The 23,709-nt window shown below is 62.5% G+C and carries 21 protein-coding genes and 2 pseudogenes; 14 read left to right on the top strand and 9 right to left on the bottom strand.

The window, feature by feature from the left end; translation table 11 throughout:
* Positions 1–158 precede the first annotated feature (158 nt).
* Positions 159–2,657, bottom strand: a complete 2,499-nt coding sequence (locus ACF07D_RS08725; protein WP_391504629.1) for a LuxR C-terminal-related transcriptional regulator — start codon at positions 2,655–2,657, stop codon at positions 159–161.
* A gap of 288 nt (positions 2,658–2,945) precedes the next feature.
* Here ACF07D_RS08725 and ACF07D_RS08720 point away from each other — a divergent pair, with 288 nt between their 5' ends.
* Positions 2,946–6,125 (top strand): DUF5979 domain-containing protein, encoded by a 3,180-nt coding sequence (locus tag ACF07D_RS08720; protein ID WP_391504628.1) that lies wholly within the window; start codon positions 2,946–2,948, stop codon positions 6,123–6,125.
* A gap of 1,169 nt (positions 6,126–7,294) precedes the next feature.
* Here the strand turns inward: ACF07D_RS08720 and ACF07D_RS08715 are convergent.
* On the bottom strand, positions 7,295–8,185 hold the full coding sequence (locus ACF07D_RS08715) for a hypothetical protein (protein WP_391504627.1): 891 nt from the start codon (positions 8,183–8,185) through the stop codon (positions 7,295–7,297).
* Between the two features lie 132 nt (positions 8,186–8,317).
* A complete protein-coding gene (locus tag ACF07D_RS08710) occupies positions 8,318–8,542 on the bottom strand; it encodes a helix-turn-helix domain-containing protein (protein ID WP_391504626.1) in 225 nt (74 codons plus the stop codon).
* 116 nt (positions 8,543–8,658) lie between these two features.
* On the opposite strand from ACF07D_RS08710, the gene ACF07D_RS08705 reads away from it, so the two are divergent.
* The 3 genes from ACF07D_RS08705 (at position 8,659) to ACF07D_RS08695 (ending at position 11,737) form a co-directional block, all read left to right on the top strand.
* On the top strand, positions 8,659–9,018 hold the full coding sequence (locus ACF07D_RS08705) for a hypothetical protein (RefSeq protein ID WP_391504625.1): 360 nt from the start codon (positions 8,659–8,661) through the stop codon (positions 9,016–9,018).
* Positions 9,019–9,366: 348 nt separating this feature from the next.
* On the top strand, positions 9,367–11,193 hold the full coding sequence (locus ACF07D_RS08700) for an ATP-binding protein (RefSeq protein ID WP_391504624.1): 1,827 nt from the start codon (positions 9,367–9,369) through the stop codon (positions 11,191–11,193).
* A 412-nt stretch (positions 11,194–11,605) separates the two neighbouring features.
* Complete coding sequence (locus ACF07D_RS08695; RefSeq protein WP_391504623.1) at positions 11,606–11,737, top strand: hypothetical protein; 132 nt, start codon at positions 11,606–11,608, stop codon at positions 11,735–11,737.
* Positions 11,738–11,821: 84 nt separating this feature from the next.
* Here ACF07D_RS08695 and map read toward each other — a convergent pair whose 3' ends face one another.
* On the bottom strand, positions 11,822–12,607 hold the full coding sequence (gene map / locus ACF07D_RS08690) for a type I methionyl aminopeptidase (RefSeq protein ID WP_391504622.1): 786 nt from the start codon (positions 12,605–12,607) through the stop codon (positions 11,822–11,824).
* Positions 12,608–12,654: 47 nt separating this feature from the next.
* Here map and ACF07D_RS08685 point away from each other — a divergent pair, with 47 nt between their 5' ends.
* The gene (locus ACF07D_RS08685) at positions 12,655–12,927 is read left to right on the top strand and encodes a helix-turn-helix domain-containing protein (protein ID WP_391504621.1); all 273 of its coding nucleotides are present in this window, start codon (positions 12,655–12,657) and stop codon (positions 12,925–12,927) included.
* The gene (locus tag ACF07D_RS08680; RefSeq protein ID WP_391504620.1) at positions 12,927–13,394 is read left to right on the top strand and encodes a nucleotidyl transferase AbiEii/AbiGii toxin family protein; all 468 of its coding nucleotides are present in this window, start codon (positions 12,927–12,929) and stop codon (positions 13,392–13,394) included. The genes ACF07D_RS08685 and ACF07D_RS08680 overlap by 1 nt, the downstream gene beginning before the upstream one ends.
* Positions 13,395–13,720: 326 nt before the next feature.
* Here the strand turns inward: ACF07D_RS08680 and ACF07D_RS08675 are convergent, their stop codons facing one another.
* The 3 genes from ACF07D_RS08675 to ACF07D_RS08665 are packed head-to-tail and all read right to left on the bottom strand — an operon-like array spanning position 13,721 to position 14,866.
* The gene (locus tag ACF07D_RS08675) at positions 13,721–14,107 is read right to left on the bottom strand and encodes a hypothetical protein (RefSeq protein ID WP_391504619.1); all 387 of its coding nucleotides are present in this window, start codon (positions 14,105–14,107) and stop codon (positions 13,721–13,723) included.
* Between the two features lie 38 nt (positions 14,108–14,145).
* Positions 14,146–14,433 carry a transcriptional regulator gene (locus ACF07D_RS08670; RefSeq protein WP_391504618.1) on the bottom strand — a complete coding sequence of 96 codons (288 nt, stop codon included), beginning with the start codon at positions 14,431–14,433 and terminating at the stop codon, positions 14,146–14,148.
* Between the two features lies 1 nt (position 14,434).
* Positions 14,435–14,866: a hypothetical protein gene (locus ACF07D_RS08665; protein WP_391504617.1), complete on the bottom strand. Its 432-nt coding sequence runs from the start codon at positions 14,864–14,866 to the stop codon at positions 14,435–14,437.
* 737 nt (positions 14,867–15,603) lie between these two features.
* Here ACF07D_RS08665 and ACF07D_RS08660 point away from each other — a divergent pair.
* The 6 genes and pseudogenes from ACF07D_RS08660 to ACF07D_RS08635 all read left to right on the top strand — a co-directional run bounded on the left by ACF07D_RS08660 (position 15,604) and on the right by ACF07D_RS08635 (position 20,078).
* Positions 15,604–15,894, top strand: a complete 291-nt coding sequence (locus ACF07D_RS08660) for a hypothetical protein (protein WP_391504616.1) — start codon at positions 15,604–15,606, stop codon at positions 15,892–15,894.
* A gap of 191 nt (positions 15,895–16,085) precedes the next feature.
* Positions 16,086–16,229: pseudogene (locus tag ACF07D_RS08655) on the top strand (zinc finger domain-containing protein); the annotation flags it as partial.
* 137 nt (positions 16,230–16,366) lie between these two features.
* A complete protein-coding gene (locus tag ACF07D_RS08650) occupies positions 16,367–16,900 on the top strand; it encodes a hypothetical protein (protein ID WP_391504615.1) in 534 nt (177 codons plus the stop codon).
* Between the two features lie 131 nt (positions 16,901–17,031).
* A pseudogene (locus ACF07D_RS08645) lies at positions 17,032–17,394 on the top strand (MepB family protein); the annotation flags it as partial.
* 210 nt (positions 17,395–17,604) lie between these two features.
* The gene (locus ACF07D_RS08640) at positions 17,605–18,222 is read left to right on the top strand and encodes a TetR/AcrR family transcriptional regulator (RefSeq protein ID WP_391504614.1); all 618 of its coding nucleotides are present in this window, start codon (positions 17,605–17,607) and stop codon (positions 18,220–18,222) included.
* Positions 18,223–18,248: 26 nt separating this feature from the next.
* A complete protein-coding gene (locus ACF07D_RS08635; RefSeq protein ID WP_391504613.1) occupies positions 18,249–20,078 on the top strand; it encodes an alpha/beta fold hydrolase in 1,830 nt (609 codons plus the stop codon).
* A 93-nt stretch (positions 20,079–20,171) separates the two neighbouring features.
* Here the strand turns inward: ACF07D_RS08635 and ACF07D_RS08630 are convergent, their stop codons facing one another.
* Positions 20,172–20,939, bottom strand: a complete 768-nt coding sequence (locus tag ACF07D_RS08630; protein WP_391504612.1) for an alpha/beta fold hydrolase — start codon at positions 20,937–20,939, stop codon at positions 20,172–20,174.
* A gap of 84 nt (positions 20,940–21,023) precedes the next feature.
* Between ACF07D_RS08630 and ACF07D_RS08625 the strand changes: the two genes are divergently transcribed.
* Entirely contained in the window at positions 21,024–21,719 is a 696-nt protein-coding gene (locus ACF07D_RS08625) for a helix-turn-helix transcriptional regulator (RefSeq protein WP_391504611.1), read from the top strand.
* A 17-nt stretch (positions 21,720–21,736) separates the two neighbouring features.
* Here the strand turns inward: ACF07D_RS08625 and dctP are convergent, their stop codons facing one another.
* Positions 21,737–22,813 (bottom strand): TRAP transporter substrate-binding protein DctP, encoded by a 1,077-nt coding sequence (gene dctP / locus ACF07D_RS08620; RefSeq protein WP_391504610.1) that lies wholly within the window; start codon positions 22,811–22,813, stop codon positions 21,737–21,739.
* A gap of 545 nt (positions 22,814–23,358) precedes the next feature.
* On the opposite strand from dctP, the gene ACF07D_RS08615 reads away from it, so the two are divergent.
* A complete protein-coding gene (locus ACF07D_RS08615; RefSeq protein ID WP_391504609.1) occupies positions 23,359–23,679 on the top strand; it encodes a hypothetical protein in 321 nt (106 codons plus the stop codon).
* Positions 23,680–23,709: the final 30 nt, after the last annotated feature.

Raw genomic sequence — 23,709 nt, 5'->3', positions numbered from 1 at the left:
GCAATGCATCGAAGCTCAGATTTCATCTCCCATTGACATTCATGTTGTCGGGCGGCCACAACATAGGTGCTGAGTATGCGTGCTTGATCCGTAAAGAAGGCGAGCCTGCTGCAGGAGGAGTCGTGATGCTCCGGCGGCAACGCGTCCGTTTCGACACCTTAATGCGGGCTTTCCCTGCTCAGGTCCATCAGACCGCGGCGGTGCGCCTCGTCCACGGCGTCGCGGCGGGAAGTGACGCCCAGCTTCCTGTAAAGGCTGGCCGCCTGGGACTTGATGGTACTGAGCGTGACGAACTCGGTCGAGGCGATATCGCTCAGGCGGGCGCTCGTGGCCAGGCGAAGCAGCAGGTGCGCCTCGCGCTTGGTGAGCCCGATCGACGCCAAGGGTCGTTCCATATGATTGCTTCGGCTCAAGTGGCGGGGCAGTTCCACTCCTGCGGCGTGGGCGAGGGCTTCCAAGTCGCCAAGCGGGAGGAGCGTGTGGATGAGGTTGATGTCGTGGCCGCCGGTGACAGCCAATGCGCGCCTGAGTGCGTCTTGGGCGCTGGTTTGATTACCGAGCCTGTGGAGGTGCGCTGCGAGCAGTTGCAGCGCCTGTGCACGCAAGCGCGGCCAGAGGTCCCCCCGCTCTGTTAGGCCGCGCAAATCTTGGACGGTCTCTTGGTCGGGAGCGAGGAGCGCGATCCTCGCGGCCGTGAGCCGCATTGCGACGTCGCGGTTCTCTCGGTCGGCCACCATCCGCCGCGCGCGCGGTAGGTCTCCAGCCGCGAGTGCGAGGTCGGCGACGGCAGAAGAGAGCAGGTCGCGCACCGCGCGGCTGATCGGTTGGCCGGTGTGCCGTCGCAGCAGGCGGTCGACGTCCTCGATTCCAGCTAGCGGGTCCATTGCGATGTGGGTGCGCGCCGTGACGATGACGGCATACGGCCATTCGCGGACGGGCGCGGTCAGCTCTTCGACCGATCTGAGCGTCTCTCGCGCTCGAACGGCGTCTCCCCGTTCGAGTTGGACCGTGGCTCGGGTGATGGACAGTCGCGCTGTCCAGTGCGGCGAGTCCGGGGCGTCGCGGCCTTGGTCGTCGAGCAGGCGAGCGGCAAGTGCTAACTCGCCGCGCATGGCGTGAATGAAAGCACGCTGAACCGATCGGCGCTGGCTGCGGTCGGCATCTCGATCATGTTCTTGCTCGTCCAGCAGCTTCTCTGCATCATTGAGGCGGCCGGCCAGCGTCATCGTCACGGAGGCGTGAAGCAGGCCCCACCAGGCCGCTTGCTTCGCCGCGGTCCGACCCGAGGGGGCGAGGCCGTTGGTGAGGGCGAGGAGTCGAGGAGCGCGTTCGCTGGCGGCCTCGTACCTGCAGGCCGACCGGAGGAGCGTGAGGACTGCGAGCTCATGATAAACGGCCGCTTCCGGATCCTCGGAGGTAGGGCGGCGACCGATGTTAGCGAGGGCGGCATCGACGATGTTGAGCAGTTCTCCCGAGGGGATCGCTTCGTTGCTGCTGTGGGCCAGGGCTGAGATGGCTGACGCCATGCTGTCCGAGGCGAGCACGTCAAGGGGCAACGACTCGATGGTCCGCTGGAGGTCCGTTGCGCCGGAGTCCGTGAGGCTTGTCGCGAAGTGCGGCCAGAGCTCAGAGAGCTGACCGGTTTCGACCAGGAGCCGCAGCGCGTGCTCCGCGTGTTGAGGGGTGCTGCGCATGTGTGCGGTGGCCGCTGTCAGCGCAAGGCACCGGTCTTCTTCGGCGATCGTAGACAGCGCGTGATGGCGAAGAGCCTTGCCGATCACGGGGTGGAACTCGAAGGAACCGTCCGTCCCGTGGCCACCCAGGCCGTCCGCGACGAGCTCCTGCAGGAGAAAGCCCGCGTCTGGGTCTTCCGTCACGATCCTGGCGAGGTCGCCCGTCACCACAGGCAGCAGAGCGAGCCGGAGTACGGCGTCGAGTCGATCGGGGCGAACTAGCTTGAGCGCCCAGCTCCTGACCTCTCGGGCTACAGCCTCAGCCGAGTCGTCATCTGGCAAGGCGAGTGCGAGCCTGGTGAGAAGCAGGTGTCCTCCGGTCGCCTTAAGTATGAGCGCCGTGTCACGAGGCGCGGAATCCGCACTGTGGGCGATAAGTTCCGCCTCGTCGGCGGTGAGCATGAGGTCTTCGGCGGTCACCACACCCGTGCCGGCCTGGACTCGCCGAAGTGGAGACTCGATGCTCCCCGCTGCTCGCGTCAGGATCATGACCCGTCCGCGCCGCAGCAGCTGAGCGAACTTCGCGACCTCGTCCACAAGCTCCGGCGAAGCATGCTGGAAATCATCGAATACAACCGTCGTCGGCCTTCGTCGCCGGTTGAGGATGGCCGCCGCCGCGCTGCCCGACAGAGTCGTCCGCGGGCCGCCAAAAGCGCCGACAATTTCCGACCAGAGCTCCGAACGCGGGAGGGCCGACAGGTCAAGCGTCATCCAAGCGGCATGGTCCGCTGCGCCGCGATGAAGGAGCCAGTCCACTGCCAGCGAGCTCTTCCCCGCCCCGGCTGGTGCCCGGAGAATTATGAGCGGAAGGCTGGAGAAGGAATCGAGAAGCCCGATCAGCCTGTCGCGGCGCACGAATCCAGGAGGAAGCCGCGGCCCGATACCGTCGGCGGATCGCCGATCCTCCGACTCGGTACTCTGCATGCCGCCACTCTACAGGGCGGGCAAGTCGCTCCTCGGTGCGGGCACCAAGGGACGAAATTCAGGATGAAATATCGAATGCGATCAATCGACTGCGCGTTCCTGCTGTCCAGAATAAGGGGCAGGTAGCCATACTTTCTCTTCCGCTTGCCGCCACCCGCAGCCTCGCTGCGCACGCCCGGCGTACTGCGCATGTAAAGGAGGCTGGGCCCTGGGCCGTGGGCCGCTACAACCTTCATCGCGCAAGCAGAAGCTGCTCGATACATTTTCTGGAACATTTCTGAGGGGATCATGACTTCAAACCACTTCATACTCGAACAACGAACGCGGTCACGAACCGTTCTCGCCTTGATCCTCTCAGCACTCGTCGTGTTTGGCGTCGTCGTGGCCGCTCCCGCGCCTGCACACGCCGCGTCTGAAGTGCAGATCGACAACGTCGCCTTCGAGACTGACACCGTCGCCGACGGCAGCCGCCAGTCGCTGCACGTCGACTGGAGCATCCCCGCAAAGGCCACGAACCCCGTGACCCTGTCGGTGGACCTCCCGCCCGGGATGACCGGCTCACCTGACCAGTTCGACATGAAGGGTCCGGGCGGGGTGACCGCGGGGACGTGCGTGGTGACGACGACGAACATCACCTGCACCGTCGACCCGGACTTCATTCAGGCAAATCCTTACGGCGTCTCCGGCAGCTTCTGGTTCGATGTGCGCATCGACGTGCGCAACGACACGACAACCGAGCACACTTTCGACTTCGGCGGCCAGTCGGTCCCCGTCACAGTGGAGCCGAATCCCGCCTACTGCGACGAGGTCTGCGAATTCGCGGGGTACCGGTTCAAGAAGTCCGGCTCGTACAACAGCCTCGACGACGTGATCACCTGGACGGTTCGCCTCCCGGCACCGCCTTCGGGCATCCCCGCGGGCAGCAATGTCACGATCACCGATCAGCTCGACACGGATATCTTCGAGCTCGTCACGGACTACGAGGGGGAAACTTGGCCCCAGCTCTGGGAAGGGCGTTGCCTGCGCCCGAACAGCAACAATCAGGAGGCCCCTCGCTGGCTTGAGCGCGCATCAGGCACCTGGAACGCGGACAAGACCGAGGTGTCGTTCGTATCTCGCGCAGGCACGAGCACCAGCTCGTCCTGCACGAACGTGCCCTCCGGCTCGTTCTACCAGGCCATCTGGAAGGTGAAGGTGAAGGACCTCGGCAAGGCTGGCACCTACGAGAACTCCGCCACATACACGATCGACGGCGTGACGTCCGACCCGACCAAGGGTAGTGCGACTCGGCGTTCCGGCGGTGGCGATGTCGACGGATCGAACTTCGGCAACTTCTCCGTCACCAAGGAGCTCCAGGGCGATACGGTCCTGAATCCCACCTTCACGGTGAATTACGACGCCTACGACGATGCTGTCGACCCGAACACTCCGTACAAGTCGGGCTCCTTCGAGGTCAAGAGCGGACAGACGTTCACCAGCGAAGACTTCTTCGATGGCACCCGTGTGGTGCTGCGGGAGGTGCAGCCCACCGATCCAGCCAACGTGACCTGGGAAGCCCCTGCGTTCGTCGGCCAGGACGGGCAGCAGCTCACTGAGGTCAGATTCTCCAAGGCGAACGGCAACCTCGACCAGACCACGGCGATCACGCTCGTGAACGAGGCGACCTTGCGCACCGGCGAGCTTACCGCGCGGAAGGTCGTCGAGAACCCTGACGGGCTCATGACCGGCGTGGACGCGTTCCGCATTGGCTACTCGCGAGAGGAAGCTGTCGACAAGGGCATCCAGAACCTCACGGGCGGGCAGTTCATGCTCCCTGCCGATGGCAGTGAGATCAAGCTGGATCTACTCGCAGACGTGGGCTACAGCTTCTTCGAGTGGTTCACTCCGGCCCCAGCCGGAACAAGTTGGGCGGACCCGGTCTACACCGTGAACGGCGTCGACTACGCGGAGAACGAGCTGGTGAACCTGCCGCTGGACGGAGCTATCGACCTCACCGTCACGAACCGGATCACGCAGAACACCGGCGGCTTCGCTGTCACGAAGAGCGTGTCCGGCGAGGGTGAGTCCCTAGTTCCTACGGGCACCGAGTTTACGGTGAACTACTCGTACACGGCGGTCAACGGCTTCGAAGCAGGCAGCGGCACCGTCACAGTGAAGGCCGATGAGAGCTCCTCGGAGATCAGCGGGATCCCTGAAGGCGCGACCGTCACGCTCGACGAGGTTCGCCCGGTCGATCCAATCGGCGGAACCTGGGGCGAGCCTCTTTTCGACATCGCGCAGTTCACGGTCGTCAAGGACCAGGTCGTCCAGATCTCACTTGACAACCCGATCGCCTGGAACGATGGCGACTTCTCTGTAATGAAGCAGGTCGATGGCGACGCAGCCCCCCTCGTCGGCGAGGACGTCGCCTTCAACGTGAACTACAGTTACGTGCTCCCCGAGGCCCTCGGCATCACCCCCGGCACGGGCACAGGCACGCTCACTGTACTGAACAACGGCTCCGCGGTGACCAGCACTAGCTTGCCGTATGGAACCGAGGTCACGCTCACCGAAGCGACCCCGCCGGCTATCGCGGGCGGAACCTGGACGGATGCTGCGTTCGACCACACGAACTTCACCATCGGTGACGAGACTACCCTCGCGGTCAAGCTGACGAATACGATCGAGCGTGACCTCGGCTCGTTCAGCGTCACCAAGACGCTCACTGGGTCGGGGAAGCACCTCATCGCGGATGACGTGACGTTCACGGTCGAGTATTCCTACCCGGCTGGACCAGGCTTCGAAGCGGGCTCCGGCACCGTCGAGGTGACCGCAGGCAGTGACCCGGTTGTCGTGAGCGGCATCCCCGCGAACGCGATTGTCACGCTCTCGGAGGTCGCTCCGGACGGCGTCGAGGGTGGAACCTGGCGTCCCGCGAGCTTCACCACCGGCAACGTCATTACCGTAGCGAAGGACGACACCGTCTCCGTTGGAGTGGAGAACACCATAGACCTGAACAACGGCGCGTTCAGCGTGACGAAGTTGATCGATGGCACCGGCCAGGACCTGGTGGCGGGCTCTACCATGTTCACCGTGGCCTATTCCTATCCGGCAGGCGAGGGCTTTGAGGCCGGTTCAGGCAGTCTCACTGTTAAGGCCGACGGGACTGCTGTCACCAGCAAGCCGATCCCTTACGGGGCGACCGTCGGCCTGACCGAAGCCATCCCTGTCGAGATCCCGGGCGGCACCTGGACGGGCGCAAAGTTCAGCATCGAAACGGTGACGATTGGAGACGGCAATGTGGTTGGTGTCTCCCTGACGAACAGTATCGCGAAGGACCGGCCCGTCGACCCCGAGAAACCGGAAGACAAGGGTGACGGGGAGCTGGCGCAGACCGGCATGGGGCCGGAGAGCTTGCTCCTTATCCCGCTGGCAGCGCTCTTGGTCCTGCTCGGAGCAGGGCTGCTCAATGCGCGCCGCAGGGCCTGAGCGAGCATCGACAGAGGAACAATAGCTCCGCTGTCAATGCCCCGGTCAATCCGTTCCAAAGGATGGATTGACCGGGGCACTTCACATTCTGTCCTCGTGTAGACGAAATCAGCGGATAGAACTCTGAACGCCGGCCATGCCTACTCCAGCCGGGCAAAGGCACACTTGCGTGTAGGCGATCGGAACTTCGTGGATAACTGCTTAGGCATGTTGACATACTTCCAGGCCATCCCTCTGGGGTAGCCAACTCAGATGACTTGACCCACGAAATAGGTTCCAGTCTCGGTGGCTAACTGGTAGCTTGATCCGGAAAGGCTCATCGTGATCCTGACCGTTTCTGCAGGGAGCTCAACCTAGAAATTTGGAGGATTCACGGCCTTACCTTGTTCCAGCTTGTCGAGGTATTCAGGCCACTCGTCTCGATGCGATGCGCCACGGGTGTGCGACTGGAACTCGCAGTCGTACCAGAGATTAGCAACCAACCTGCCCGGCGCGTTCCAGGGCGGTTGCTAGCTTCCTCGGGAGGACACAACTCATCGTTGAGATGCTCAAGTGGGCCAATCCCACACTTGAACCAACTCAACCAGTGGTTATCCGCCAGACCCATGCGTTCTGCCGTGCGTGCAGCTAGCTGGAGCCGTTCCTCATCTTTGGTCGGCTGGGCTGGGTTCGCGAATTCTTTCACATAACCATCTTTGCGGGTGGATGGCGCAAGCAGGCAATTGTAGTAGCGGCCGCTGCGCTCGGAGGCGAGCTCCGCGGCTTGTGCCATTGACTGGCCTGTCCATACCAGCACCGTATAGGAGGCCTCTGGCTTTGAAACAGCTGATGGGTCCATGTGACGTTGAGTTCGCCAGATGGTATGTGTTTCGCTCGCAGTTATCACCATGGAGCGCATGGAGCGAAGAAGTCGCTAGGCTCGTAATATAGGCCGGGGCAGGCGGCAGGTTGAATCGCAGCGCTGAAGAGCGGCGCAGGCTTCAGGACGAGAATCGACGCCTACGCTCGACACGCGCTGGCGCTCGTGCACTAGCAGGCTCCGATGCGCAGAATGAGCGACTGTGTATTGACTGGCGCGATACCGTGCGGCATCGGACGTTTCCGATGCGCGAGCAGGGTGAACCTCAAATGACGGATCCCACGGTCGTGGGCCCAATCCGTTTCAATTGCTATCGCGCATATCCAATCACGTCGCGACGAATGATCTCGATGACCTCTGCTGGTACCTCGGCCACCGCCAGGCGGTGCACCGTATTGAGTCGTGGGTTGAAGATTCCCACCTGCGTCTGCGTTGCGAACTCCGGCATCCCCGACGCCTTGCCCATGAGGAAGTACATCAGCAGCTGCAGCGTGTGATCCTTAGTCGGCTTCGAGGCGGACACCTTGAAGTCCCAGAGAGTATCCGCAGTCAGGAAGTCTCCATCTCCGCTGTTCACCAGGTCGGTGTATCCACCGCGGCCGCCAGCGAGCAGTTCGTCCCCGTCGACGAAGACGAAGCCGTCCGCAGTGACCGGGCCGTACGTCTCGAAGAACCGCTTCGCGCGTTGGACCATTGCCAGGATATGAGCCGTGGTCGTCTCATCCGGGCTGCGCAACGTGCTCTCCGGATTGTACAGATGCACGCCTGCCCGCAGCCCCACGTCGTACGTCGCCAGCTGGCACGCAACCAGCACCGCAGTCTCGTCAATTCTGAAGGCGACCGTGCCATCCTCGAGATCTTCGATCGGCAGTTCACCGAGTGCAGACGCTGCATCAGAGGCGACAGCCACGTGGTCGGTGAAGTCGCTGATTCGCTGAGCCCCTCGCAGCGAAGCTCGGAAGACATCGGCAGCCTCGGACATGGCACCCGTTTCGGTCGATCGCACGAGCGCCAACCGGCTCAAGTAGTCGACGGCCGCACCGACGACGCTGGCATGGCTGTTCTCCTGTTTTCCATCCAGCACGCCATAGCCATCGCCACCGAGCTGTTCGACCGTGAAGAGCTTGGGATTGATCAGCCCACCACGGGGCTGGCCGACGTCCTTGTTGTACTGGGTGATGCGATGCGTCACAGAGGTCAATGAAACCCCACCTTGTTCAGTTGTAGGTCTGTCGATGTATTCGACTCAGAATCCAGTCTAACTGACGTTAAACCACTAAAAAAGCTGATCAGCGCGACAATCTGTACCACGCATCACCCCGTATGCGAACTGCTACTTGATGGTCGCAAGCAGCTCGGAAGGGGAAACCTCAAGGGCCGCTGCGAGTTTCACGATGATGTCCAGCGTCGGGTTTCGTCGAGCTCGCTCCAGGCCGCTGATGTAGGTGCGGTCCAAGCCGACGTGGTGAGCGAAAGCTTCCTGTGACGACCATCCGCGGGATTTGCGCAGCTCGCGTAAGTGCTCGCCAAAGGCAATGCGGTGCGAAGGGATGGTCACCCATCAACGATCTCGTTTAAGCTGACCATGAGTCCACGGACTATGAGTCACAATTTCGCCAGTCGCGGGAGATTCCTCTGTTCCGTGGGAAGCCATCACACAGAAGGAGTAAACCAATGACCCAAACAGACGAGTGGATCGACATAGCTGAAGCAGCAGTCCGCGCCGACCGTTGCACCGCGACCATACGCAACCACATCAAGAAGGGATCGCTTCCTGCCGTGAAGTCGCGCGCGACAGGGCGGGATGGCCGCATGATCGAAAAAATCATGATTCGAGTGGTCGACGTGGATAGGGTATTTCCGAAGTTCGACATGGAAGCGCACATACGAAAAGTTGAATCCGAATGGGTGCCGCTATCGGAACGGCAACAACAGACCATTCGACGAGTCTTTATGGAGCACTGGGCGGAACAAAGTGCTAAAGAGCAAGCGGATCGTCAGGGAAATGATGACAATGCGAAACAAGGGAACTAGTCCAAGCCCTCGAACGGGTCGATCAGGGTATGGAAAGCAGGCTTGGGTCATATGAACGTGATTCGCGCGACATGGCCATCAGTACCGGCAGCGACATCCGTCTTGCGGTCGCTACCGCGCTTGGGTTTGCAACACCGTGGGAGCAGGAGCCCAAACCCTACCTATGCCTACCAAGGTCACGCGCAACTCACCGAGAGGTCTGCTTTAGCCGGGTACGAGTCGAATGTCTGGACCCGTCGATAGGATCGGAACACATGGACCTTTGCCGAAATTCTGCCTGACCTGCACGGAGCTAAATCGAGCGATGCTGAATGTCTATGCGAAACACTCTTTGAAAGTTGAAGGCATATGAGACTCGTCGCGGTCGCGCTTAAGAATTTTCGTGGTTACCAGGAGGAACAGTGGGTTTCCTTCAGTGACCTGACCACAGTTGTCGGACGGAACGATATCGGGAAGTCAACGATACTGGAGGCGCTGGACATATTCTTCGGTGGCAACGTGGTGAAGCCTGAAGTGTCGGATAAGAATGTCTCCACCCTCGACGACTATTTCCAGATCACCTGCAAATTTGCGGACTTGCCCGCTGAACTGATCCTGGACGCACAGGCGACGACCACACTGTCTGAGGAATACTTGCTGGATTCCGACGGAGAATTGCAGATTCGGAAGCGATGGACTTGTTCAACTGCAAAACCGAAAGAGGAAGTTCACGCGATCTGTCAGCATCCGTCGAACGATGGTCTAACTGACTTGGTCACGATTGGAAATACCGCTCTCAAGAAGTTGGCCAAGGATCGACTAGACGATGCAACTTTCGCCGCGGTCAACAAGGCATCCAATCCGAGTTTACGGTCCGCCCTGTGGGGGAGCGAAGAACTGAACTTTGAGAAGTCAATTGTTCCCTTGGGTAAGGAGGATGGCGGGAAGATCTGGTCGAAGCTTGCCTTGCACCTGCCACACTTCGCGCTTTTCCAATCGGATCGGAAGAGTACGGACTCAGATGATGAGGTCCAAGAACCTATGAAAATGGCCGTCGCGGCGGCTCTCGCAGAAGAGTCGGTGCAGAAGCTTCTGGATGAGGTTATTGAAGCAGTTCGCGCCAAAGCGACTGATCTGGCAGGCCGAACTCACCAGGCTCTCTCGGAAATCGATCCGGACATCGCTGAGGGGTTGGTGCCTGAGTTCAAGAGTGATCCACGCTGGAGCAGCCTCTTCTCAGTGGCGCTGCAAGGATCAAACGGGGTGGCTATCAATAAGCGCGGCTCCGGGGTTCGGAGGTTGATTCTCGTCAGCTTCTTCAAGGCCGAAGCAAAGAGGATGATCGAGGCCAAAGAGAAGAGTTCAGTGATCTATGCGCTCGAAGAACCGGAGACTTCGCAGCATCCGCGAAATCAGCGTATCCTGCTTGATTCCTTCCAAGCGATGGCCGATGTACAAGGTACGCAGATTATCCTGACCTCCCATAGTCCGGGTTTCGTTTCTCAGTTGCCCGCGGAGAGCTTGCGATACGTGCGGAAGGATCCGGTATCTAGCCTTCCGGTTGTGACCGAAGACAAGGATGATCTTTGGGCCGAGCTTGCTGATGAGCTTGGCGTCCAGCCTGACAATCGCGTCAAGGTGCTTATCTGCGTGGAGGGTCCTAACGATGTCACCTCGTTGCGAAACCTCTCGCGCGTGTTGCACCTAGCCGACCCTGAGGCCTATCCAGACTTGATATCGGATCGCAGGTTTGCGTTTGTTCCTCAAGGTGGCGGGACCCTCGGGCAATGGGTGAGCAACCGATACCTGAAGGGTCTGAATAGAGTTGAGTTTCATCTGTACGACAACGACGTTGACGAATACAGGGAAGTAGCCGCCGAGGTGAACGCTCGGGGAGACGGCTCGCTAGCGGTCATCACTTCCAAGCTAATGATGGAGAACTATCTGCACACCGATGCCATCTTCGATGCCCTTGGCGTGCGTGTCGAGGTTTCGGCCGAATCTAACGTCCCGGATCTTGTCGTCGAGGCCACTAAGAACACAGATGGTGTTCGACCTGTTAGAAAGAACCTTGTGAAGTCGCGTCTCGCCGACGTGGGCTTCCGGAGCATGACGTTGGATCGCCTGGCTGAGTCGGATCCTGACGGAGACGTGAAGAGTTGGTTCCGTGAGCTCATGCAGCTGGTTGATCGTTGATTCCTGTCGATCTCAACAACAGGTGGGTGAATTGTGAATGTGTTCAAAGTAGTCGCCCAGGGGAAGACGGGCGTTCAACGCCGATTGAGTACGAGACCATCAAGAACAACAGGTCGCACTCGCTGCCTGACCAAACTGTCACCTAAACGTGCATCAGACCCCCGTGCACGAGTGGAGCGGTGACTTCGAGAACGTCGCGGTCGGCCTCGTGCGGCCTTGGTGTCAGATTGAGGCGACACTGTCGATCCAGAGGTTGGCATCTGCGGCGACGTGGTGGAGTTCCGCGTCAATGTCTGATCAGGTCCCGTAGTGCCCCGAGTGTTCGAGTGAATGCACCGACGAGTCCGATGCACGACTCGAGCGTGTGAGGTGTCTCCATGAACGGATAGGTGGTGGGGGTGGCGGTGCCACGGTGACGGACGGCGCAGGAGTGAAGGAAATCCACCTTCAGGTCGACCTCGTCGACAGTCACGACATCGAGGCGGCAGACCCGGGTTTCGATCGGCAGCATCTGAAGTCGAGTGCGGGGAAGAGGCTCGGCTGAGTCCATCTCGGGGCACTGAACTGGACTGGTTCGACTGCGGGAACTGCAGGCGGCAAGGTGATGCGCCTGGTCGCGGTGGGCCGTCTACGCAATGTCTGCGCTCGGCGACGTCAGGATCTCCGCTTCGTCGTCGGTGATGGCGATCGTGTGCTCGCTGTGTGCGGTGCGGCATCCGGTAGCGCTGCGCAGCGTCCATCCGTCGTCGGGGTCGGTGATGAGGCGGTCGGTGTCGGCCATCACCCATGGCTCCAGGGCCAGCAGGAGACCGGGGCGCAGCTTGTAGCCGCGTCCCGCGCGTCCGGTGTTGGCGATGTGCGGGTCCTGGTGCATGGTCGTGCCGATGCCGTGGCCGCCGAACTCGAGGTTGATCGGGTAGCCCGCGTCCGAGAGCACCGAGCCTATGGCGTGGGAGATATCGCCGATACGGGCTCCCGGCCGGGCCGCGGCTATGCCCGCGGCGAGTGCTCGCTCGGTGGTCTCGATCATTCGTTGGTCCTCGGGGGATTGGGTCTTACCAACGACGAAGCTGATGGCGGCGTCCGCGGCGACGCCTCTGAGCTTGATGGCGAGGTCGAGGGTGAGCAGGTCGCCGTCGGCCAGGCGGTAGTCGTGCGGCATTCCGTGGAGGACGCCGTCGTTGACGGCCGTGCAGATGTAGTGGCCGAACGGCCCACGGCCGAACGAGGGTGTGTAGTCGACGTAGCAGGACTCGGCACCGGCGTCGAGGATCATCTCCTGGGCCCACCGGTCGATGTCGAGCAGGTTTGTGCCGACCCGGGCACGGGCCTTCATGGCGTGGAGGATGTCGCCGACGAGGCGTCCCGTAGAGCGGGCACGGTCCAGTTGGGACGGGCTGAGGATCTCGATCATGCCAATAACTATACCGGTCAGATCATACCGGTATTAGAATCATGTTCATGGTCAGACTGCCGCTCACCCCTGAGGAGATCGAACGCGGGCAGCGCCTCGGCGAGCTGCTGCGGCGTGCCCGGGGACAGCGTTCGATCCTCGATGTCGCACTCGACGCCGGTGTCTCGCCGGAGACGCTGCGAAAGATCGAGACGGGGCGTGTGGCCACGCCTGCGTTCCAGACCATCGCCGCACTGGCGCAGGTGCTGGATGTCTCCCTCGACGACATGTGGGCGCAGGTCGCCGTGCCAGCGGATCAGGCAATAGTTGCGAGGACCTGATGCGCTGGTCGAAAGCGGGAACCCGCGAGCAGACCGGTATCACAATCGCGACAAACTCTGCACCTCGCGATGATCTCGCGATCATGTTCACGGAGGTCGGCCTTGAATCGCCGGTGCCTATTCGCGAGATGCGTGCAGACCATCAGATCGCACAGAAACTGCATGCACGATCCACCGGGGGTAGCGACCGCGCACGCGATCTCGTTGACCTCCAACTGCTCGAGAGTCGAGAGAATCTGAACCTCGAGCAGATCCGGGATACCTGCGTACGGTTTTTCGAGTACCGGCGACAACAGCAGTGGCCGCCGGTGATTGCCGTAGCGGAGCAACGGCGTCCGCTGTATGCGGAGGCCGCTGACGGTGTGGATACTTTGCGCTCGGTCGACGAAGCCATCGTGTGTGTGAACGGCTTTATTCGGCAAATCGCCTCGGCCGGTCCTGCGGCCACAGCTGAGGGTGATCGGTGATGATCGAGAGGACCACACGAATGCTCGATCATCGTGGAGTGACGATCTCTGTCACGGATCTCGGTGGTCAGGGGCCGGTAGTGCTTCTGCGCGGCGCGGGCGTTTCTCGGCATCGGACAAGGATGAGCTCGTGCGTCGCCGAGCTTCCACTTTTCGGATCGACCTCAGTGGTGGCAGTCACGATGCCCACCTCGACGCTTTCGACGAGTGGATCGATGTGCTCACCCGCTGGCTCAGTTGAGGTTGGTATCTGCGGCGACGTGGTGGAGTTTAGATTTGCGCTTTAACCTATGATTGCGGTCGCTCGGAGCCTGACCCTAGATAGTTCACTCTGAATCGATCAGTGTGATCCTGTACTCGTCTGGCGATGGGAGTGCGACATGCTCGTCGCCGAAGGGCATGTAGTTGACGGAATGCAGACGTCCATCAACGACCCACAGCTCGAGAAGCCCAAGCGTTTCTGCTCCATCAGTAACCTCGGCCATGGCGAAGGGCCCACCGTCATGCTCGATGGTCGGGGTCACATCTGCAGGCGCGACCGAGATGAGGAAGCACTCGCATTCATCATGTTCATATCCGCCCCACGTCGCGGTCGCGCGTTGCGCACGCGCGTTCGAGGATCCCGCTTGCGCTCCACTGCAGAGGATGTCGAGCAGCGCGTTCTCCAGGAGGCTGAAAGCCTCGCCGATGCGGCGGTAGTTCTGGGCGCTCATAGCGCTCCGATCTTCGAGAATGACACTGTCTGCCGGACTCAGGTTCCGGCAATGCGATTGAGGGTGGCGACCAGCTCGCGGAACGTTCCTCTTCCTTCTGTCGTCAGCCGCACCAGCGTTGCTCCGTAACGGTTCTTTCGTTCCTTGGAGATCTCCACCAGGCCTCGATCCTCTAGGTCGCGAAGGATCTTCGAGAGATCGGGCATCGACAGGCCTGTTGTCTCTTGCAGCGCAGGGTAGTCCGCTTGCTCGACCTGGCTCAGGTGCGACAGTGTGACGAATCGCTTGGGCGCGACCAGATGCGCATCGATCTCTGCGTATGACATGTCAGCGGCGGATCAGAAGCACGACATAGAACACCAGCCATGCCGCAGGTGCCAAGCCTGCGAAGATGAACGATTCAGGGAATGGAATCGTCTCGCCATGCACGAGGCCCCGCCAGACGGGAATCAGGAGCCAGGCGGCAAAAGCCGCGGAGATGAATGTCCCCTTTAGTCTGGGCTCGTTCGGCTGACTCAGTCGCTTGGAGATCCAGACGTTCGAAGTGACGATCGCCCCCAAGGCGGGCGGGATGGCCCACCAAGGCAATCCGCTCAGCGCGAGAAGCCCTGACGTGAGGGAGAGCGCGATCGTGGCAAGCGCGCTCACGTGGTCCCGGCTATCGAAAACCCGTCGTGGACGCGGAGGCATCGAGTCGAGTAACCGCTGCGCTTCGATGGCGGTGACGTTCTGGCGCTTGCCTCGTTCTGTGTCATCCATGGTTCCAGACTAGCAACTAGTTGCGTAAGTTGAAAGTAGTACTCGAGGTGAACTTCAGCCCCTCGTTGTGCGGTCCCGGCAATCGGGTGGGGCCGTCAGTCTCAGAGATTGTTATCTGCGACGACGTGGTGGAGTTACGGTTCGACGTCTGACAACTACGTGAACGGAAGTACATGAATGGCCCCTGACAGGTCGAGGCATATTCAGTTACGTCTTACTAGGAAGCAGTGGGCGGTAATTGCTACCACGGCGGTGCTGGTGATCGGTGGGTGCGCGATGAACCTGTCCTGGGGTGCCTGGGGCGTGTTCGTGGCCTGTAGCGCTCTGACGTTGGTGGGATCGACGGCTCCGGCGCTGTTGCTTCTGCCACGATCTGCAGTGACGCGAATGTTGGTCATGCAGGTGGCGTCTTGTGCGGTGTGGTTCATGCTCATCGGATGGGGGCTGGTCGCACTGCTGTACCCCGCGTACACCGTCGGTTGGAGATTCCCGGGTAGAGGCGGCGGTGGCATACGCGTGGAGGATGAGGTCGAAGCGTGGTGGATAGGTTGCTCTGTGCTCGGCATGGGGGTCGTCCGCGCGGCGCTGATCATCACAGTCGAGATACTCCCTCGCATCTGCCGCGCACGAGTGGAGCAGTGACTTCAAGAACGTCGAGGGCCTGCCTCGTACTGTCCGTCGATCGTGCAGGCACAGCACCAGCTTGAGCTCTGATTTGGCCTGACTAAAGTTCCGACATGGTTGTCCGTTACATCGTCACCCATCTCGGGACAAGCGCAACATCGGCGGCCTTGGCCCAAGCCAATGACGCATCCGGGGCGCAATGTGCCTCTTCGGTTATCGGAACCAAACCCATTTCATCGCAACAACGCCGAAGTTCGATGTCTAGGGGCAGAACGGAGAGTGATTCAGGTGCCCAAGTCTCGGTGATACAGGCGGCGGAGCTTTCCAAGACGACGGCAACCAATCTGTTTAGCGGAGACTTTGCTGAAGTCGTGACAACCCAAACCATCATCGAAAGCATCTAGCGCACCGGAAATCACGGGCTATTCGACTGTGCAGTGAGCCCGGCGCTCTGGAAAACCGAGAGTACTCACTTCGCACTGTCCGTGCTTATTCGCGAATGGACGGACAGCCCGATACTCGGCTAGGCAAGGCCGGAAGACAAACGACGATAGGCGAAAGATAAGTCCGACCGAAAGATGAATGTATAAGACGAGGAGAGAACGGTTACTTTGCGCACTCGCTCAATGCATACGGGCGCGGGGGAGAGCCGTGCCCGAGGTGCGGGGGCCCGATCAAGCGGGTGCCGTTCGGCGGCCGTTCGAGCCACTACTGCCCGCGGTGTCAGCGGAGAAAGTAACTCGGCGCTGAGCCTGCCTCTGCGTGCCGCTGAGCCTGCCTCTGCGTGCCACTGCGTCTCTGTCCGCCCCCGCGTAGTGCGCGGCGCCTGCGCCTCGGGGTAGCATTGCCGGTGTCTGGAGGGGTGAGGAGGCCTCATTGCGTGTTGGGATCTCTGGCACCCACGGGACGGGAAAGAGCACGCTGCTTGCAGACTTTGCTTCGTCGCGTAGCGGCTGGGAGACGCTGCCAGACCCGTACGAGTACCTCGATGGCGCGGAGGCCGCGCCGGGGGTTGAAGTGTTTGCTTGGCAGTTGTGGCTCGCTGCGGCGCGACTGCTGGATGTGCATGCTGGTAACTTGATTGCTGAGCGCGGGCCGCTCGATTTCCTTGTCTACCTTCAGGCGATCGGGGAACTTGGGCGAGGCGAGACGCCACCCGCACTGTGGGAGGAAGGCTGGGCGCTAACCCAGCGCGCGATGCTCGCCGTAGACCTGCTCGTGCTGCTCCCGCTGAGCGCCGCGGCAGGGATCCGGATTGGCGCCGGCGAGGATCCCGAACTGCAACAGGCAATGCATGTGTCGCTTTTCGAACTCGCGGAGGATCCGGATCTCACCCGGGGTGCACGTGTTGTTGAGATCACGGGTACTCGGAAGCGGCGGCTCGCGATACTTGAGGACGCGATCGGCTAGCCCGGCGCCCGTGGGAGGCGTAGGTGGGGCTGTACGGTGAACATGTGCCATTCACTGCGTTTCGCGACTACGAGCTCCTCACCGCTGCCGCAGGGGAGCGGTGAGGGCCGCCGCGGGCTGAGGAACAAAACACCGACTACGAGGCTGGCCTCGTCGCCGTCGGAGCGAAAACCTGGCGGATTCGCACGGCGCGGGTCACCCCTACGAAGCCTGGGGCGTTCGTCGCGGTCTGGCGGCGCGATGATGACGGGGTGACGAGGCCGTTTCTGGCCGACGAGGTGCACGACGGTCTGCTCGTGTTCGTGCGCGATGGGACGCGCTTTGGGGTGTTCAGGTTCACGCCTCCTCAGCTAGCGGACTTGGGCGTGACGCGCACTGATAGGAGTCCCGGCAAGCGCGGATTTCGCGTCTACCCGAGCTGGTGCGACGAACTCAACGCGCAGGCGGTGCGCACACAGGTAGCCCAGTCGGCCGCGTTCACGCTACTCAGCTGAAGCATCACTGAAGCGCCACTGCAGCACCACTGCAGCGCCCCAGGAGGGCCTAGGCTGTCCGGCCTCGGTTGGCGGGCCTTGCCCGCTGTGGGGCGGCCGACATCGCGGTAGCCGCGCGTGCTCGTGCCGGGTGCCGCGACGCCGGGTGCAGGGCATCCGGGAGAAGGCTCAGGGTTGCAAGGAATATGTAGACCGGTCTATTCTTTCGGTATGCAGTCACAGACATCAGGCGCGCTCACCAAGGGTGCGCAGACACGGGCACGCCTCGCGGCGGCCATGCTCGAACTCATTCAGTCGAACGGGTACAGCGGAACGGGACTCGCCGCAGTCACCGAACATGCGAACGCGCCGAAGGGCTCAATGTACTTCCACTTCCCAGACGGGAAAGAAGGGCTTGGTGTCGCCGCCATCGAACTTGCCCAGGAACAGTTCGAGACTCTCGTGCTCGAGGCAGCAGCCAGCGAGGGTGGCGCGGCAGCCGCGGTTCGGGCGGTGATCGCGGCCGTGGCTGCAATCGTGAGCGAGAGCGACTACCGCCTGGGCTGCCCGGTGTCTGTTGTCACGCTCGAGATGGGGGCCGAAAGTGAGCGCCTGCGCGGCACTTGTGAGCAGGCGTTTCGCGCCTGGGTTACGCCGGCAGCGCGACTGCTCGAAGCCGAGGGGCTCGCTGCCGCAGACGCGGCGTCCCTCGCAACCGCAGTCGTCTCGGCGATTGAGGGTTCGGTGATTGTGTCTCGCGCGATGCGCAGCACGCAGCCGCTTGAAGCGACAGCTGACGCAATGGCAGAGCTGATCGCGATTCGCGTCGCTCACGGAAGCGTCGCGTGATGGGGGAGGGTGGGAACCGGGGCCTGATGGCCGAGGGCGAGATCGCATCGGGCGGGGCTTCGCGTCACGCGCTCGTGTTTGGGGCGTCCGGGCTTGTCGGCAGGCACCTCGTGCTTCAGCTTCTCAGGGCCGGAGCAGACGTCACCATGGCAGTCCGGTCAGAGGAGTCCGGAGCGAAGGTTGTGCAGTGGGTACGCGAGCACGGTGGCCTCGGATCGGTACAGACAGCCGTTGTCGATTTCGCTGCGCCCGAGATTCTGGCCGGCGGTCCAACCGCGTTCGCCTCAGTCACCGAGATCCACAATTGTGCGGGACTGTACCGCTTCGGGATGTCTGTCGACGAGGCGCGCGACGCAAACGTTGGGATCGTCGAGCGGGTGGTTGAGTTTGCGTCGCAGCTTCCCAGACTCGGGCGACTGCTCCACATCTCTGGTTACAGGGTCGGTGGACAGGATCCGTCCTTGGTGCCCTGGAGCGATACGCATCGCTCGGCGGTGTACGGGGAAGCGGGCGCCTACGAGGGATCAAAGATGGAGTCTGACGCGGTGTTCCAAGCGCGGGCGACCGAGCTCGGCCTGGCCTGGACAGTCGTGAACCCGTCGAGCGTGATCGGCGATAGCGTCACTGGCGAGTCCGACCAGCTCATTGGGCTTGCGACAACAGTCGGGCAGCTCTACCGCGGGGAGACAGCCGCGCTCCCGGGCGGCGACGACGTCTTCCTGCCCGTCGTCACGGTCGACTACTTTGCGGCATTCATGGAGCGTGCCGCCACCGACCCTGGTGCAGCAGGTCGTGCATATTGGGTGCTCGATGACCGCACGCCGCCGCTCGGCGACATGCTTGCGCACATCGGAAGGCACCTCGGCGCGCCCGTGCCGCGGGTGCGTCTGCCCGTCGCAGTCATCAAACGCCTGCCACAGCGGATCACCAAAGCCGACCCCGAGACGCTGACGTTCATGTCCGCTGACAGGTATCCGACCGACGCAGCGAACGAGCTTGCAGCGCGACACGGGCTGCTGCAGCCAGACGCCAGGGTCTCGCTTGAACGGTGGGCCGACTATCTTGCCGCGCATCGTTTCGGGGCACAGCCCGGCGATGATCGTCGCTACGTGGAGGCGGGCGGCATTCGGACATTCACGCTTGGTGCAGGCGACGCGTCGAGTCTGATCCTGCCAGGACTGCCGATCAACGCAGACACCTGGGCCGACGTAGCGAGCGATATTGACGCTCGGGTTGTTGACCTTCCTGGGCTGGGGCTGAGCGGGGGAACGGGAATCACCGACTGGGGGCGGTGGCTTCCCGAGGTTCTGCCGACCAGCCCGGTCCATCTCGTCGGGCACTCCCTCGGCGCGGCGGCCGCAGTCACCGCAGCGGACAGGTTCCCGGGGCGCGTGAGCGCACTGACTCTCGTGTCTCCGTTCTTTCTGCAGTCGCGCTCAGCCACGAGGCATCTCCCGCGGCCGCTCATTGCCGCCTATATGCGTGGGCTCAACGGCACCGGACTCTCGCGGCTGCTGACGGGTACGGACGCGGAGGCCGACGCGCTCGAATCCAGCGTGAGTGACCTGCGCCGAGGGGCTTCTCGCCGCGTCGCCGCGCAACTGCGGCAGACTGCATCGCTGCGGTGGCGGGCCGAGCTTCGCGTAGCCCTCGCACGTTTCGAAGGCCCGGTCACGATCATCACCGGGGCACAGGATCCGCTCGACTCGGCGCTGGTTGCCGAGCTTGCAGCGCGCCCGAATATCGGCGTCGTCGCGATTCCCGGAGCCGGGCATCATCCGCACCTCACGCACCGAGTCCTCCTGAGCGAGGCTCTGGTAGGTGGCCGGGAGCCGCAGCCAGGGGTCACTGTGTAGCGCATCGATGGTTCGCGGCGTGGGCTCGCCCTGCACGCCGCGGCGCCCGGCCTGCCAGCGCTCGCCAATGGCGTGCGGCGCTCCGGTGGGTGGCTATCGGTCGAGCGTGGCCATCAGGATCGATGCAAGCTCGCGCGGTCGACTCCACATCGGCCAGTGGCCTGTCGGGAGGTCGACATAGGTGACGTCCGTGAATCGCGGCACCTCTGCGAACATGGGGTGACCCGCAGCGCCGAGGGCCGCTACGTCTGCACTTGCGAGCGAACAGCACACGAACGTCGTTGGCACGTTGTAGCGTGCGTTGTTTCGAAGCGCCACCCGCTCGCGGAGCACGCCCGCCGGCTCTGGCAGGGCCCGCGCTCGGAACTCCTCGAGGGATGCCTCGCTGAGCTCCGCAAGGCTCGCCTGTTTCCCGAGCGCGGCGAAATCTGGCAGTGGCAGTGCGTCTGTGTGCTCTGCACCGTCTCCGCCCGCTGTGCTCGCTGTGCCCGCTGTGTCCTCTGGGAAGTCCGGTGCGAACGCAGTGGCGTCTCCGACGGGCCCACTGTCGACCCACACGACGCGCGCGACGATGTCGGGGGCGCTGTCGAGCACCGCCGTCACCGGGCCGTTTGCGCCGCTGTGTGCCACGAGGACGATGTCGCCGCGGTGCTCGCGAATCGCGGCTTCAATCGCGCGCGCCTGGTCGGTGAGGTTACGCAGTTCGCGATCCGGATCCGCTGGATCCAGGCCTGGCAGCGTGAGTGCGGTGGCGCGGTGCCCCGCTTCCTGCAGGTGCGCGACAACCTCGTCCCATGCCCAGGCGCCGAGCCAATGCCCGGGGACGAGAACGAATGCTGAGTGGGGTGCGTGTGAAGTCATGAACGTATCTTCCCGCGGGTGGCGGACAACGTGATGGCACTATTTCTGTCATGATTTCTCCACACACCTCTTGAAGGGGGCCTGATGAAACGTTCGGAGCGGCTGCACGCAATGTCTGAGGCGCTGCGTCGGAGCGGAACCCGAGGGGTGACCGCTGCCGGCCTGGCCGCGCAGTTCGGCGTGTCGCTGCGCACGGTGAAGCGAGACATCGACGCGCTCGAGAACAGCGGACTACCTGTGTGGGCGAGGCCTGGCCCCGGTGGAGGCTACGGAATGCTTGCGCAGGGAAACCTGCCGCCAATCACCCTGAGCCCTGCGCAGGCCGTTGCGTTGCTCGCCGCGGTGACCGCCGCGGCGGATGCGCCGTTTGCCGACCTCGCGACGGCCGGAGTGCGGAAGATTCTCGACGTGCTCGACCCTGCCACCCGAGTGCACGCCGGCGAGCTCGCTCAACGCATCTGGGTAGACAACGCGGCACCGGGTCCCCGGACCGTTCGCTCTGCCTTGGAACAGGGCCTCGCTGACCAGCGGGTCGTGCGCATCAGATACGTCTCGGCGGAGGGTGAGGAGACCACTCGCGATGTCGAACCCATGATTTTCGCGGCGACAGGTGGGCACTGGTACCTGATCGGGTGGTGCCGGCTTCGCGGCGCAATCCGCTGGTTTCGAACGTCCAGGGTACTCAGCGCGCGAACAACGAACGACGCCTGCACCGGACACCACGTCGACGAAATCGGTCCGCCGCCTGCGACTGCCGGGCCGCTCCAAGCCGGAAACTAGCGGGCCGCGGGCGCAACTTACTCGCCCGCCGCAGCGCGCGCCGCCCGCACCCACTCGTCGAACACTTCCTGGGCGGGAAGCCCCTGAGCCTCATGCTCCGAGATCCACGCTGCCTGGGCCGCCGTCACGGCTGGGTGGAGCGATTCGACATCCTCAGCAGTCAACGTGTAGAAGTCGACCTGATCCCCGAGTTGCTCCCTGATGGAATCGAAAAGACCAGCCGTCGCCTCGCCGAAGCGCTCAAGCGCGGCGGCAGACGCCTCCCTGATTGCGTGCTGGATGTCTGGCGGAAAGCCGTCCCACGTGGCCGTCGACATTGCGAGTGTGACCGCGGCGAGGCCAAGCTGCGAGTTCACGGAAATTGACTCAGCGACTTCCTCAAGCTTGTACTGAGCGGCGGTCTCGCCTGACGTGATCGACGTGTCGATCGTGCGCCGCTGGAGCGCCTCGTAGATTTCGGTCGTGGCCAGAGTCGCCGCGGCGCCACCTGCCTCGACGATGACAATATCGAGCATTCCACCCGAGCCACGCACAGTCAGGCCGCGCCAATCATCGATGCCCCTCACAGGTGCACCACGGTTGACTAGCTGGTTCTGGCCCACGATGAGCCCCAACATCGGCGTCACTCCCTTGGGTTCCCACTCCAGTTCGGCAAGTGAACCAAGCAGGAGCCCCGTGTACGCAGCTGATGCCTCGGGCAGCCCCGACGGAGCTTGGATGCCCGGGAGCGCGACGACGCCTGAGAGTGGCAGGTCAACGGGTGCGGCGACAGTGGGAGGGAAGATGGCAGCGTCGACAACCCCTCCCTGCAACGCCGCGTAGAGCTCCGAGGTCTCAACGAGCTGACCGCCCGGATAGTAGTCAAATGTCACCCGCCCACCCGTTCGCTCGGTCACCTCCTCCTGCCACGGCACAATGAGATCAGTCGCGAGGAAGTGAGTGGGAGGCATGTAATCTGCGAGCCGGATGGTGTACGTTTCTCCCGCTTCGCCTGCGATTGACGAGTCGCAGGCGCTTAGAGAGAGGGCAAGCCCAGCCGCGGAGCATAGGGCGGCTGCACGAAGCGCTCTCGTGCGTGCTGCTACGTGAGTCATGTCGGTTCTCCGTTCTCGAAGCGTCTGTGCTTTGGCTGCATGACGTGGCGGGCCGTGGGCGTGAGAAGCCTGAGGCGGCGCTCAAAGCAGCCGTGCCGACGGGAGCGTCTGGCCTGTGCCGCACGCCTGTGTGGGGGAGAAGGCGACGTTGCCCTGGATGAAGTTCAATCGTCGCCGCGCGCGACCAGTCTGTCCAAGACTGATCGCGCTGCGATTCGGGTCAGGCCGGTATGAGTTGCAGTGCGGGCAGACCGGGGCGTGAGGGTCTCGTGTTGCGGAGGTTGCCGCTGGGGCTCAAGAGGTGGTGGGGCCGGAACGCATTGTTTCGTGTACGAATGATATGAAAGTGTGCAGCTAAGTTGCGTTTGATTTTGCCGCTGCGGCACCAATTTGGCTGCATCTGTGAGGGTTCTGTGCTGTCCATTGACTTCAGACAGAGAACTCTTAGGGTTGCAAGTATGGTGCGACACACACGTCATTCTGCATTCCATCACCCCTCGCGGCCGCGGCTGCGGCCGATCGCTGCCCTCTCGACGGTCGCGGCGATGGTGCTTAGTTCACTGCTGCTGACCGCCCCAGCGCACGCGGCCGACCCGATTTCGGTCGACACCGCTGACGAATTACGTGACGCGTTCAACGACGCCACCGCGGACACTGTGATCGAGCTGAGCCCCGCATTCCCCGAGGAGCTCCCCGGCACACTGGCCCTGACAAATAGCGCGGGTGTAGCAATCGAAATCGACGGCACCAATCACGCACTGAGCGCTCCTGCGGTTGGGCGCCACATTCAGCTCACCGTGGGCGGGGCCGGCTCTGTTGCACTCCGAAACCTCGAACTCTCGCCTCGGGCTGGCGGCACCAACTGAGGTCTCCAGGTCACTCAGAATGACAGCGCC

This window comes from Leucobacter sp. NPDC015123 (assembly GCF_043080205.1).
Lineage (GTDB): Bacteria > Actinomycetota > Actinomycetes > Actinomycetales > Microbacteriaceae > Leucobacter > Leucobacter aridicollis_A.
Note: the sequence above shows the minus strand (reverse complement) of the source record. Positions and strands in the feature narration are given on the sequence as shown.

Coding starts and splice junctions, on each gene's coding strand:
- ACF07D_RS08725 (WP_391504629.1), bottom strand. CDS start 2,657: ATGCAGAGTACCGAGTCGGAGGATCGGCGATCCGCCGACGGTATCGGG.
- ACF07D_RS08720 (WP_391504628.1), top strand. CDS start 2,946: ATGACTTCAAACCACTTCATACTCGAACAACGAACGCGGTCACGAACC.
- ACF07D_RS08705 (WP_391504625.1), top strand. CDS start 8,659: ATGACCCAAACAGACGAGTGGATCGACATAGCTGAAGCAGCAGTCCGC.
- ACF07D_RS08700 (WP_391504624.1), top strand. CDS start 9,367: ATGAGACTCGTCGCGGTCGCGCTTAAGAATTTTCGTGGTTACCAGGAG.
- map (WP_391504622.1), bottom strand. CDS start 12,607: ATGATCGAGATCCTCAGCCCGTCCCAACTGGACCGTGCCCGCTCTACG.
- ACF07D_RS08685 (WP_391504621.1), top strand. CDS start 12,655: ATGGTCAGACTGCCGCTCACCCCTGAGGAGATCGAACGCGGGCAGCGC.
- ACF07D_RS08680 (WP_391504620.1), top strand. CDS start 12,927: ATGCGCTGGTCGAAAGCGGGAACCCGCGAGCAGACCGGTATCACAATC.
- ACF07D_RS08675 (WP_391504619.1), bottom strand. CDS start 14,107: ATGAGCGCCCAGAACTACCGCCGCATCGGCGAGGCTTTCAGCCTCCTG.
- ACF07D_RS08670 (WP_391504618.1), bottom strand. CDS start 14,433: ATGTCATACGCAGAGATCGATGCGCATCTGGTCGCGCCCAAGCGATTC.
- ACF07D_RS08665 (WP_391504617.1), bottom strand. CDS start 14,866: ATGGATGACACAGAACGAGGCAAGCGCCAGAACGTCACCGCCATCGAA.
- ACF07D_RS08660 (WP_391504616.1), top strand. CDS start 15,604: ATGGTTGTCCGTTACATCGTCACCCATCTCGGGACAAGCGCAACATCG.
- ACF07D_RS08640 (WP_391504614.1), top strand. CDS start 17,605: ATGCAGTCACAGACATCAGGCGCGCTCACCAAGGGTGCGCAGACACGG.
- ACF07D_RS08635 (WP_391504613.1), top strand. CDS start 18,249: ATGGCCGAGGGCGAGATCGCATCGGGCGGGGCTTCGCGTCACGCGCTC.
- ACF07D_RS08630 (WP_391504612.1), bottom strand. CDS start 20,939: ATGACTTCACACGCACCCCACTCAGCATTCGTTCTCGTCCCCGGGCAT.
- ACF07D_RS08625 (WP_391504611.1), top strand. CDS start 21,024: ATGAAACGTTCGGAGCGGCTGCACGCAATGTCTGAGGCGCTGCGTCGG.
- dctP (WP_391504610.1), bottom strand. CDS start 22,813: ATGACTCACGTAGCAGCACGCACGAGAGCGCTTCGTGCAGCCGCCCTA.
- ACF07D_RS08615 (WP_391504609.1), top strand. CDS start 23,359: ATGGTGCTTAGTTCACTGCTGCTGACCGCCCCAGCGCACGCGGCCGAC.